This window comes from Methylosinus sporium (assembly GCF_003113265.1).
In the GTDB taxonomy this organism is placed as follows: Bacteria; Pseudomonadota; Alphaproteobacteria; order Rhizobiales; family Beijerinckiaceae; genus Methylosinus; species Methylosinus sporium.
Genome location: NZ_PUIV01000042.1, coordinates 16,980 through 28,151, shown reverse-complemented (window position 1 = coordinate 28,151; position 11,172 = coordinate 16,980). Strand labels below are relative to the sequence as shown.

Here is an 11,172-nt window from a genome sequence, read left to right as displayed (position 1 = left end):
GTTCTGCGCATAGGCGTAGACATAGATGTTGCTATCCATGTCCAACCGCTACCACTTCCACGCCATGCGCCGCCAGAATGGCGCCGGGTGAACGCTTACTCCTGAAATGCGGAAGTGTCGCGATTTGTGGAGAATCGCGAGCCACTCCGGCGCGGCTTCCCGCCCCTTGACGAGGAGCTCGCCGAGAGCGGGCGTCGGGATGATGATCTTGGCTCTGTTCTGCTGTAGCGTCGTGATCAAGAAATCTAGGCGATTTTTGCAGCTGGAGACAGGCGCGCCCGTAGCGGCGTCAATCGGAGCTTTGGCCTTGTTCGTCGAAGAAATAGACGAGAATGTTCGTATCGAAGGCGACGATCAATTGGCGTCTCCGTTGCCGTGACGATCCTCGAGAAGCTCGCGAATAGGATCTGGAACCTCACGCCATGTGCTGCCCTTCACCTTGCGCAAACTCGCGACGACCTCCGACAACGGCCTGTCTTCGAGTTCCTCGAAATCATTGATCCTGAAACTTTTCAATTCCCATGTGCCGTCGCCATGACGGAACCATGTACCCTCGCCGTGAAAGCGAAGAGTCGCGCCGAACAAATGGTGCCGCAGCCGTAGAGCGATCGACTCGCTAGCCACAAGGTCGGTGAACTCCATCGCGCCGTCGCGAATGAGGACGTGCTTGGTATCGTCCTTGCCGCCGATTCGGAAAATTTGCCCATCCAATGTGCTGTCTTGACGAAACGGGCCAAAGACAAGCGGTTCCGAGCGCGTGCGGCCAGGGAAGGGAATTATGATCGCGCCGTCATCGCCCGCGAGTGCGCCACTGGCGTTGTCCTTGCGGAGTAATTCGTCGAGCGCGTCGTATGCCTTACGCGCATCCTTCGGGCCGCCACCATCTCGAACCGCATAAACGCGCTCGCGAACTTTGAGTTGAGCGGGCTCATCCACCCGGGCCTTCAGCCTGACTGATCCTGGGATGATTGCTTGGAAATGAACGTGCGCACCCTCGCCGAGCAGCCTAGCGAGCGCAGTCATGTATTCCGCAAGACGCTCCATCGGGAGCGTTGCAGGCGTGTAACTATCCGCGATGCGGAATTGGTATTCGCCGCTCATTTCGTTACGCCTTCTCGCCTCCCGTACTACCATAGAGCGAATTGACAATATGTTTCGTCGCCGCAGTCGAGACGGCATCAAAGAACGAATATAGAACGACCTGGCCGTCTCGTCGACCCCGCACGATTGCGTTGTCTCACCCCAACCGATCCCCGAACAAAAACTCCATCGCCCGATCCAGCCGAATATGCGGCAGCGGGAGAGGCTCCTTGTCGCGGCCGAGGGAGGCGATCGGCGGGCGGAACTTCAGAAAGCGGAAATCGGCGTCCTCCTCGGCCAGCGCCAGAGCGTCGCCGCGGAAGACATGGCGTGGATCGGCCGGCAATTCGCCGGGGAAGATCGCGCCCTCCGCCACGCCGTCGAACACGTCGTCGCCGATGCGTTCGCCCTCGATGGGCGTGCCGACGATGGCGGCGAGCTGCTCGCCGTCATGCTTGACGATGGCCTCGCGCGTCGCACGCACGGCGGCGAGCGCGATCACGTCTATGGTCGCGCCGACGCCCTCGGCCCGCTCGATCGCGCGCGAAGTGAGATGCCGCAGCACGGCCTCGAGCCGATCATGGCTCGTATGGTGGAGATGGTCCGCCTTGGTGGCCGCGAAGAGGATGCGGTCGATCTTCGGGCGGAAGATGGTCGAGAGCAGATTGGAGCGGCCGGTGCGGAAGGCCGTCAGCACATCGGCGAGCGCGGTCTCGAGATCGCGCACGGCGGCGGGGCCGGAGTTGAGCGCGGCGAGCGCATCGACCAGCACGATCTGCCGATCGAGCCGCGCGAAATGATCGCGGAAGAAGGGCCGCACCACATGGGTCTTATAGGCCTCGTAGCGGCGCTCCATCATCGCGGCGAGGCTCCCGGACGGGGGCGCCGAGCCTTCCTCCACCGGCAGCGGCGCGAAGGTCAGCGCAGGCGAGCCCTCGAGCTCGCCCGGCATCAGAAAGCGCCCCGGCGGCAGCGTCGAGAGGGCGAAGCGCTCGGTCTTGGCGGAACGCAGATAATTGGTGAATAGCGCCGCGAGCTTGCGCGCATCGTCTTCCGAGGCGCGGCCGAGCGGATCGATCCCCGCCGTGGCGCCGCGCCAATCGGCGGCGATGGTCGCGCGCGCCGCCGCCGAGGCGGCCTCCAGCGTCTCGCGCGACCATTGCGCATAGGATTTCTCGAGTAGCGGCAGGTCGAGCAGCCATTCCCCGGGATAATCGACGATATCTATGTCCAGCCGCGCCGGACCAGGGCGGAAGCTCGACAGCAGCCCGGCGGATTTGCGGTCATATTCCAGCGTGACGCGCAGCTCGGAGATGCGCCGCGTCGATTGCGGCCAATGGCGATCGACGCCGGTCAGCGCGGACAGATGCTCCTCATAGGAGAAGCGCGGCACAGCGTCGTCCGGCTGCGGGTCGAGATGGGCGCTGCGCAGGCGATTTTCGGCGGCGACGCGGAAGACGGGCAGCTGATTCTTGCGGCCATGCGCGGCGTCGCGCGCGGCGACGGCGCGGGTCAGATGATGCACCAGCGAGGTGATGAACACCGTCTTGCCGGAGCGCGACAGGCCGGTGACGCCGAGCCGCAAGCGTCCGCCCGCCAGAAAGTCCTTGAGGCTGGCGGCGGCGACGGCGGTGTCGAAGAGAAGATCGGAAATCTGCGACAAGGTGGCGGCTCGGGCGTGCGGGGTCGCTCTTCGTGTAACAAGCGGCCGGCGATTTGGGTAGCGGGCGCGCGATCAAACACGCCGCATCCGGGTTCGGCCGGGGCGCGAGCGCCGCCGCGCGATTTTCCGGGCGCCGCGTTCACGGAATATTCGTCTCGGCCGACCTATTTTGTCACAGAGCCGGGCTCGACGCGGCTTTGTTCCGGCTCCGCCGGTTGCGAGCCAGAGCTCGAATATGCGAAACCTTCGGGGGAAGCTCTCGGCGGTCCGGTTCTTGTATGTTGCGCCGCAGCGTGGCGCCCGGAAAATGATGCTATGACCAAATGGGTCTATAATTTCGGCGGCGGCGCGGCCGAAGGCGCGGCCGCGATGAAGAATCTGCTGGGCGGCAAGGGAGCCAATCTCGCCGAAATGGCCGGACTCGGCCTGCCGGTCCCCCCTGGCTTCACCATAACCACCGAGGTCTGCGCGCATTTCTATGCGCATGGCAAGACCTATCCGGCCGAGCTCGGGCCGCAGATCGATGCGGCGCTGGACCGCCTCGGCCAGCTCGCGGGGCACAGTTTCGGCGAGGCGAAATGGCCTCTGCTGGTCTCGGTGCGCTCGGGCGCCCGCGCCTCCATGCCCGGCATGATGGATACGGTGCTGAATCTCGGCCTCAACGACGAGACCGTCGGAGCGCTGGCGACGATCGCCGGCAATGAGCGCTTCGCCTATGATTCCTATCGCCGTTTCATCGAAATGTACGCGACCGTGGTGCTCGGCCTCGAGCATCATGAATTCGAGGACGCGCTCGAGCATTACAAGGCCGGCAAGGATCTCTCGCTCGACACGGACCTCTCGGCCGCGGACTGGCGCACTATCGTCGGGACATTCAAGACGATTGTCGAGAAAGCGACTTCCCGCCCCTTTCCGCAGGAGCCGCGCGCGCAATTATGGGGCGCGATCGGCGCCGTCTTCTCGTCCTGGATGAATCACCGCGCCGTCATCTATCGGCAGCTGCACAATATTCCCGAGGATTGGGGCACGGCCGTCAATGTGCAGGCCATGGTCTTCGGCAATATGGACGACAATTCCGCGACCGGCGTCGCCTTCACCCGCAATCCCTCGACCGGGGCGCGCGAGCTCTATGGCGAGTTCCTCATCAACGCCCAGGGCGAGGATGTCGTCGCCGGCATTCGCACGCCGCAGCCGATCACCGAGGCGGCGCGCCGCGCCGGCGGCTCCAGCCGACCCTCGATGGAAGCGGCGCTTCCAGATGTGTTCGAAGAGTTTCGCCGCGTCTCCGAACTTCTCGAAAAACATTATCGCGACATGCAAGATATGGAGTTCACCGTCGAGCGCGGGAAGCTCTGGATGCTGCAGACGCGCACCGGCAAGCGCACCGCGCCGGCCGCGCTGAAAATCGCCGTGGACATGGCCGATGACGGGCTGATCACGCGCGAAGAAGCGATTTTGCGCATCGATCCGCTGTCGCTCGACCAATTGCTGCATCCCACCATCGACCCGGATGTGAAGCCGACGATTTTGGCGACCGGCCTTCCGGCCTCGCCCGGCGCCGCCGTCGGCGAGATCGTCTTCGACGCCGCGGAGGCGGAAGCGCTCGCCGCGCAGGGGCGCAAGATCATTCTGGTGCGTGTCGAGACGAGCCCCGAGGATATCGGCGGAATGCACGCCGCGCAGGGCATATTGACGACGCGCGGCGGCATGACCTCGCACGCCGCCGTGGTGGCGCGCGGCATGGGCAAGCCCTGCGTCTGCGGCGTCGGCGCGATCCGCGTCAATTACGAGGAGCAGAGCTTTTCCGTCGCCGGGCGGCGCTTTTCCAAGGGCGATCTCGTCACCATAGACGGCTCGGCCGGGCGCGTCATCGCCGGCGCGGTGAAGATGCGCCAGCCCGAGCTCACCGGCGAATTCGCCGTGCTGATGTCCTGGGCCGATGCCGCGCGCCGGATGCGCGTGCGCGCCAACGCCGAGACGCCCGTCGACGCCCGCGCCGCCCGCCGCTTCGGCGCCGAGGGCGTCGGCCTCGCCCGCACCGAGCATATGTTCTTCGAGGACGACCGCATCATCGCGGTGCGCGAGATGATCCTCGCGGATGACGCCGCGGGACGCCGCGCCGCCCTCGCCAAGCTGCTGCCGATCCAGCGCGGCGATTTTCAAGAGCTGTTCGAGATCATGGCCGGTCTGCCGGTGACGATCCGCCTGCTCGACCCGCCGCTGCACGAATTCCTGCCGCATACGGAATCGGAGATCGCCGATGTGGCGCAGGCCATGGGCGCGGATCCGGCCAAGCTGCGCCAGCGCGCCAAGGAGCTCTCCGAGTTCAACCCCATGCTCGGTTTTCGCGGCGTGCGCCTCGCCGTCGCCTTTCCCGAGATCGCCGAAATGCAGGCGCGCGCGATCTTCGAGGCGGCGATCGCCTCCGCCGCACAGACCGGCGTTCCCGCGGCCATAGAGATCATGGTGCCGCTGGTCTTCTCCAAGGCGGAGCTGGATTTCGTCGCCGAGCGCATCGCCGCGACGGCGAAGGCCGTGGCGGACGAAACCGGCCTTTCGCCCAAATATCACATCGGCACGATGATCGAGCTGCCGCGCGCCTGCCTGCGCGCCGCCGAGATCGCCGAGACGGCCGAGTTCTTCTCCTTCGGCACCAATGACCTCACGCAGACGGCGCTCGGCGTCTCGCGCGACGACGCCGGCTCTTTCCTCGGCGCCTATGCGCAAAAGGGCATTTTGCCCTCCGATCCTTTCGTGACCATCGATCAGGAGGGCGTCGGCGAATTGGTGCGCCTCGCCGCGACGCGCGCCCGCGCGCAGCGCCCCACGATCAAGCTCGGCATTTGCGGCGAGCATGGCGGCGATCCCGCCTCCATCGCCTTCTTCGAGAGCGTCGGCCTCGATTACGTCTCCTGCTCGCCCTATCGCGTGCCGATCGCCCGCCTCGCCGCCGCGCAGGCGGCGCTCGGCAAGGAGGCGGTGAGCACGGCGTGAGCCGCGCGGAGTGCTGGACTTCTCCACGCTTCGCCCGCACATTTCCCGCCATGCGCCAGTCGCTCCATCCTTTCCATGTCGAGACCCGCGGCAAGGGCTTTTACGACGTCACCCGCGTCGTCTCCGCCTGGGCGAACGGCCAGGGCCTGACCGCCGGGCTGCTGACGTTGTTCTGCCGACACACATCGGCCTCGCTCACCATTCAGGAAAACGCCGACCCCGCCGTGTTGCGCGACCTCGAGCGCGTCTTCGCCGGCCTCGCGCCCGAGGGCGAAGGCCTCTATGAGCATGACACGGAAGGCCCCGACGACATGCCCGCCCATATACGCACGGCGCTGACGCAGACGCAGCTCTCCATACCGCTGTCGCGCGGCGCTCTGGTTCTGGGGACGTGGCAGGCGATCTATCTCTTCGAGCATCGCCATGGCGCGCAGACGCGCGAGCTCGTCGCGCATCTTCTCGGCGAATGATCCAAAGCGGGACGCCCGACGAGCGCCGCCTTAACCGACCTGCAAGCCTAATCTGCGATAAATTTTCCCCGTGAGCTTTTCTGCGTTTGCGTGTGGCGCTTCGGCCACGCTTTTTCGCGGGTCGAGACGGGGCGTTGAGCGTATGGGTCGTCGTTCGGGAGTGAGCTGGGCCATAGGCGTCATCGCGCCCTGGTGGCTGGGCGCTGGCCTATTGGTGTCCTTCACCGCCGCGGCGGGCCAGGACCCTTCGCAAGGCTGGAATATTCCGCCGCATCTCGCGCGCCTTCAAACGGCGCGCCTGTCGGTCGGCTCGCCGGAGGATATTCACGCGCGGCCGGACGAGCGCGAGCCTCATGCCGCGCTCAAGCCCCACGCCGAGGCTTTCCCCGAGGTCGATCGCACCAGGAAGGGCGATCCCATCATCGCCATGCGCCCGTCTTTCGACACGCGGCGCGACGACGGCGAGACGGTGGAGGTCTCGCTCGGCGCCGATGGCGAGACGACGACCGTCTCCCCCGCCGGGCCGGAAGCCGATCTTCTCGCCGATTCGAGCGGCGCGCCGACCACGCAGCGCGGCAATGGCCAAGTATCGCCGACGCAGCGCGGCTCGGCGACGACGCAGCGCATCTCGCAGGCGATGCGCGAGCGCGCCGCCCATGGCGCCACGCCGCAGGTCGCGCGCGCCGCGGCGCTCGCCTCCTCGACGCCGGCGCAGCCCGACGCTGTGCCGATCGCCGTCGCCTCCTTCGCGCCTTCGCGCGCTCTGCGGAATCCGAAGACGCCGCCCGATTACGCTTCGCTCATCGACCCGGACAAGCTGGCGCGCGAGAAGCGCTGCCTCGCCGAGGCGGTCTATTTCGAATCGCGCAGCGAGCCGGAGGCCGGGCAGGCGGCGGTGGCGCAAGTGGTGCTGAACCGCGTGTCCTCGGGCCTCTATCCGACCAGCGTCTGCGGCGTCGTCTATCAGAACCGCAGCCATTACAAGGCCTGCCAATTCTCCTTCGCCTGCGAGGGCCGCAAGCTGCGCGTCACCGAGCCCGACTCCTGGGCCACAGCCCAGCGCATCGCCGACGAGGTGATGAACGGCCACACCTATATTTCGGATGTGGGCCGCTCGACGCATTACCATGCGAATTATGTGAAGCCGCGTTGGGCTAAACAGTTGAAGAAGATGGATAAGATCGGCAATCATATCTTCTATCGGCTGCGGCCGGGGCAGACGTGAGACGAGCCGCTAAATCAGCGACGCTCCGTGAAGCTCAGTCGCAGATCGGCCATGCGAATGATCATCGCGCGGCGCGGATCATAGGGCAGATCGCAAAACCCCCCATCGCGCGTAAAAGCTGCGCGCATTGTCGTCGCCGCGCCAACGCCGAAAGCGCAGCGATCGGCTCGGCGGGACGTTCGAGCCACGCCTCGAACGCTTCCCAATCTTTCGCCGGTATGGTGACGACCCCGCGCTCGAGCACCTCCGCCTCCGCCGCCTCCACCGCCTTGCGACGCATGAATTCGCTCAAGGTCATGCGCGACTGGGACGCCGCCTCTTCGAGCAGCGCACGCTCATTGGGTGAGACCCTCACGCTCAGGACGGAGGTCGCCGCGGATTGCTCTTTCATGCGTATGACAATAGCATTCGCACTCGCACTCGAAACTTCAATTCGAAGGGAGCGGGACGACGCCGCCACGACGATGTCGGAACAAGAACCACCGACGATTCGAGAGCGAATATTCGCTTGGAACGGCTGGCTGGAGACATTCGAGTCTCTGGTCGATTTGTTCGGTTGGCTCAACGTCTTCAAATAAAGCGGCGAGCCGCCAGCCCCTCAATACAACCGCGCCCCATTCGGCACGGCCCGCTCCGGCGCGACCAGCACCACATCGCCATTTTCGTCGGGAAAGCCGAGCACTAGCACCTCGGACATGAATTTGCCGATCTGCCGCGGCGGGAAATTCACCACCGCCGCCACCTGACGCCCGATCAGCGTCGAAATATCGTAATGCGCCGTGATCTGCGCGCTGGAGCATTTGACGCCGAGGCCAGGGCCGAAATCGATCTCGAGCTTATAGGCGGGCTTGCGCGCCTCGGGAAAAGCATGGGCGGCGACGATCGTGCCGATGCGAATGTCGACGGCCGCAAAATGCGTGAAATCGATCCGTTCTGCCGCAGGCGCGGCGGGGTCGGAGCTCATGCGTGAAATCCGAAGCGCGGCTGCGCCGCATTTCGTCGAGAAGCCGCGCGAGGCGGCCTCTCGACAAAGAATACGCGCCGCCGGCCCACTCTCGCGGCGGACCGGCGCCGTCTCAGTGCGTCGCCCAGTCGTCGCGGGTGGGCAGAACGTCGCGCAGCGTCTTCATCTCGACCCAGGCGAAGGCTCCGTCCGGATCGGCGACGTCGATGCTGTTCTCGATGATGAGCTTGTCACACAGCATCACGCAGATGGCGTCGATCGGCGCGCTGGTGTCGTTCTCCTCGGTCATGCGGTCGATGGAGATCTCGCCCTCTTCTTCGCCGTCGACGAGGTGCATGATGAACACCTCCTCGTGACCGGCGACGCCATGCGCGTTGACCCTGAAAGTTTCGCCACGATATTGGAATTCGCGGATCATGCGTTTCCTTCCCCCAGTTCCCACGGCGCGAGCGCCGCAATCGTCGATCTCCGCCGCGCGCGCGAGATTCCGTCCTCGCGGGCGCGGGATGGCTGCGAAGCGCCATCGGGGAAAATGCTATAGCGCAACAGAGACGCTTCGAAAACCTCGCGCGCGAGCGGATCGCCGCGGCAATTCGCTCGCCGGACCGGCGCTCGGCGCCGCCCATATGGGCGCGCCGCGTCGCGAAACTTTCGCTATGATCGGCAAAGAGTGATTTTTGGCCGGACAGGCTCCGGCGCGCCGACGTGGCGATTTTAGGAAAATTGTGCCACTCGGGGCGCTCCCGCTCCGGGCCGCCGTCTAGCGATCGGACCGAACGAATGATGCGACGTCTCATCTTGCTGCGCCACGCCAAAGCCGACGCCCATTCCGCGGGGGGCGACCGCCAGCGCCCGCTGACCAAGCGCGGCGAGGAGGACGCCCGCTCCGTCGGCCGCTATCTGGCCGAGGCCGGGCTGGCGCCGGATTTCGCCGTCGCCTCTGACGCGCGCCGCGCCAAGCGGACGCTGGACCTCGCTCTGGAGGCGTTTCCGCGCGAGGTCGAGCGCCGACTGGACGACGAATTCTATCTGGCGACGCCCGACCGCCTGCTGGACGCCGTGCGGCAGACGCCGGCCGAAATCTCCACTCTGCTCGCCATCGGCCATAATCCCGGCTTCGCCGAACTCGCCTCCGCCCTCGCCGCCGACGGCGAGCCCGAGGCGCTCACCAGAATGCGCTCCAAATATCCGACCGCGGCGCTGGCCGTGCTGGATTTCGACGCCGAGGATTGGGCGCTGGTCGGCGAAGGCGCCGGCCATCTCGAGCGTTTCGTGACGCCGGGCGATCTGCGCGGCGGCGTCGCCGACGAGCCGGATTGACGCGAAGCTCGCTTCTCCGAGACGCAAGAGACGACGAAAGAGCCGCGACCATGACGGAGCAAGACGACCGCCCGCGCTCGGGGCCGGGCAGCGGCAAGACCGCTTCCCACGAAATCGGCCAGCCGCTGGACGCGCTCTCCGTCGCGGAGTTCGACGCGCGCATCGCTCTGCTGCGCGACGAGATCGAGCGGCTGGAGCGGGCGCGCGCCGCCAAGGCGGCCTCGCTCGCCGCCGCCGACGCTTTTTTCAAAAAATAGACACGGTCGGGGGCGATTTGCTTTGCCTGCCCGCGCGCCTATAGGTTGGCGCCTGTTTTCGCTCCCGTCGGCGCCGCGATTCGCGCGCTGGCGTTCAAGGACCCGTCCATGCGCGTTCTCGGCATTGAAACCACCTGCGACGAGACGGCGGTCGCCGTCGTGGCCTCGCGCATCGGCGGCGATGGCGGGGACATTCTCTCCAATGAGGTGATGAGCCAGATCGCCCAGCACGCGGCCTATGGCGGCGTCGTGCCGGAGATCGCGGCCCGCGCCCATATCGATGTGCTGGAGCGCCTGATCGTCCGCGCGCTGGACGCGGCGGGAACCGACATCGCCGGCGTCGACGCTATAGCGGCCTCGGCCGGGCCGGGCCTCATCGGCGGTATTCTCGTCGGCCTCACTGCGGCCAAGGCGCTTGCGCTGGCCGCCGACAAGCCCTTCATCGCCGTCAATCACCTCGAGGCCCATGCGCTCACCGGCCGGCTGACCGAGCGGCTGGACTTCCCCTATCTCGCTCTGCTGGTCTCGGGCGGCCATACGCAGCTCGTCGCCGTATTGGGCGTCGGCGATTACAAGCGGCTCGGCTCCACAGTCGACGACGCGGCCGGCGAGGCCTTCGACAAGGTCGCGAAAATGCTCGGCCTTCCCTATCCAGGCGGCCCGCATATCGAGCGTTTGGCGGAGGAGGGCGATCCGGCCCGTTTCGATTTTCCGCGTCCCATGTTCGGCCGCGAGGGGGCGGATTTCTCGCTCTCCGGCCTCAAGACCGCGGTGCGGCAGGAGATCGCCCGGATCGGAACGCCGACCGAGCGCGACGTCGCCGATCTCGCGGCCTCCTTCCAGGCGGCGATCGTCGACGTTCTAGTCGATCGCGTGCGTTCCGGCCTGCGCATCTTCACGCAGAGCGGCGGCCAGCCCAATGGCCTCGTCATCGGCGGCGGCGTCGGCGCCAATGGCGCGATCCGCCGCGCGCTCACCCGTCTTTGCGCCGAGACCGGGCTGCGCTTCGTCTCGCCGCCGCCGGGCCTGTGCTCGGACAATGGCGCCGTGGTGGCCTGGGCCGGGCTCGAGCGCTTTGCGCGCGGCATGACGGATGATCTCACCTTCGCCGCCCGCCCGCGCTGGCCGCTCGACGCCAACGCCGGCTCGCTGCACCACGGCAAGGCGTGAGCGGGCCATGCCTTCGGCTGAGCGGGTGA

Annotated in this window: 11 protein-coding genes; 6 read left to right on the top strand and 5 right to left on the bottom strand. The window is 66.3% G+C overall.

From position 1 onward, the window contains the following. Positions 1-354 precede the first annotated feature (354 nt). Both C5689_RS17320 and C5689_RS17315 read right to left on the bottom strand, forming a co-directional pair. Positions 355-1,101 (bottom strand): hypothetical protein, encoded by a 747-nt coding sequence (locus C5689_RS17320; RefSeq protein ID WP_146188417.1) that lies wholly within the window; start codon positions 1,099-1,101, stop codon positions 355-357. Between the two features lie 136 nt (positions 1,102-1,237). Then, on the bottom strand, positions 1,238-2,743 hold the full coding sequence (locus tag C5689_RS17315; protein ID WP_108918486.1) for a YcjX family GTP-binding protein: 1,506 nt from the start codon (positions 2,741-2,743) through the stop codon (positions 1,238-1,240). A 315-nt stretch (positions 2,744-3,058) separates the two neighbouring features. Between C5689_RS17315 and ppdK the strand changes: the two genes are divergently transcribed. The 3 genes from ppdK (at position 3,059) to C5689_RS17300 (ending at position 7,432) form a co-directional block, all read left to right on the top strand. Next, a complete protein-coding gene (ppdK, locus tag C5689_RS17310; RefSeq protein WP_108918485.1) occupies positions 3,059-5,737 on the top strand; it encodes a pyruvate, phosphate dikinase in 2,679 nt (892 codons plus the stop codon). A 50-nt stretch (positions 5,738-5,787) separates the two neighbouring features. Further along, positions 5,788-6,207 carry a secondary thiamine-phosphate synthase enzyme YjbQ gene (locus tag C5689_RS17305; protein ID WP_108918484.1) on the top strand — a complete coding sequence of 140 codons (420 nt, stop codon included), beginning with the start codon at positions 5,788-5,790 and terminating at the stop codon, positions 6,205-6,207. Positions 6,208-6,349: 142 nt separating this feature from the next. After that, positions 6,350-7,432 (top strand): cell wall hydrolase, encoded by a 1,083-nt coding sequence (locus C5689_RS17300; RefSeq protein ID WP_167398742.1) that lies wholly within the window; start codon positions 6,350-6,352, stop codon positions 7,430-7,432. Positions 7,433-7,493: 61 nt separating this feature from the next. Here the strand turns inward: C5689_RS17300 and C5689_RS18920 are convergent, their stop codons facing one another. The 3 genes from C5689_RS18920 to C5689_RS17280 form a co-directional block, all read right to left on the bottom strand. Further along, positions 7,494-8,006 (bottom strand): type II toxin-antitoxin system TacA family antitoxin, encoded by a 513-nt coding sequence (locus C5689_RS18920; protein ID WP_244594777.1) that lies wholly within the window; start codon positions 8,004-8,006, stop codon positions 7,494-7,496. A 24-nt stretch (positions 8,007-8,030) separates the two neighbouring features. Then, complete coding sequence (locus C5689_RS17285) at positions 8,031-8,396, bottom strand: tRNA-binding protein (RefSeq protein WP_108918483.1); 366 nt, start codon at positions 8,394-8,396, stop codon at positions 8,031-8,033. Between the two features lie 112 nt (positions 8,397-8,508). Next, a complete protein-coding gene (locus tag C5689_RS17280; protein ID WP_108918482.1) occupies positions 8,509-8,814 on the bottom strand; it encodes a hypothetical protein in 306 nt (101 codons plus the stop codon). A 362-nt stretch (positions 8,815-9,176) separates the two neighbouring features. Here C5689_RS17280 and C5689_RS17275 point away from each other — a divergent pair, with 362 nt between their 5' ends. From C5689_RS17275 to tsaD, 3 genes are all read left to right on the top strand, one after another. Continuing rightward, a complete protein-coding gene (locus C5689_RS17275; RefSeq protein ID WP_244594776.1) occupies positions 9,177-9,716 on the top strand; it encodes a SixA phosphatase family protein in 540 nt (179 codons plus the stop codon). Between the two features lie 50 nt (positions 9,717-9,766). Continuing rightward, entirely contained in the window at positions 9,767-9,973 is a 207-nt protein-coding gene (locus C5689_RS17270; RefSeq protein WP_108918481.1) for a DUF1192 domain-containing protein, read from the top strand. A 108-nt stretch (positions 9,974-10,081) separates the two neighbouring features. Further along, the gene (tsaD, locus tag C5689_RS17265) at positions 10,082-11,143 is read left to right on the top strand and encodes a tRNA (adenosine(37)-N6)-threonylcarbamoyltransferase complex transferase subunit TsaD (protein ID WP_108918490.1); all 1,062 of its coding nucleotides are present in this window, start codon (positions 10,082-10,084) and stop codon (positions 11,141-11,143) included. Positions 11,144-11,172: the final 29 nt, after the last annotated feature.

Coding starts and splice junctions, on each gene's coding strand:
- ppdK (WP_108918485.1), top strand. CDS start 3,059: ATGACCAAATGGGTCTATAATTTCGGCGGCGGCGCGGCCGAAGGCGCG.
- C5689_RS17275 (WP_244594776.1), top strand. CDS start 9,177: ATGATGCGACGTCTCATCTTGCTGCGCCACGCCAAAGCCGACGCCCAT.
- C5689_RS17270 (WP_108918481.1), top strand. CDS start 9,767: ATGACGGAGCAAGACGACCGCCCGCGCTCGGGGCCGGGCAGCGGCAAG.
- C5689_RS17300 (WP_167398742.1), top strand. CDS start 6,350: ATGGGTCGTCGTTCGGGAGTGAGCTGGGCCATAGGCGTCATCGCGCCC.
- C5689_RS17320 (WP_146188417.1), bottom strand. CDS start 1,101: ATGAGCGGCGAATACCAATTCCGCATCGCGGATAGTTACACGCCTGCA.
- C5689_RS17285 (WP_108918483.1), bottom strand. CDS start 8,396: ATGAGCTCCGACCCCGCCGCGCCTGCGGCAGAACGGATCGATTTCACG.
- tsaD (WP_108918490.1), top strand. CDS start 10,082: ATGCGCGTTCTCGGCATTGAAACCACCTGCGACGAGACGGCGGTCGCC.
- C5689_RS17305 (WP_108918484.1), top strand. CDS start 5,788: ATGCGCCAGTCGCTCCATCCTTTCCATGTCGAGACCCGCGGCAAGGGC.
- C5689_RS17280 (WP_108918482.1), bottom strand. CDS start 8,814: ATGATCCGCGAATTCCAATATCGTGGCGAAACTTTCAGGGTCAACGCG.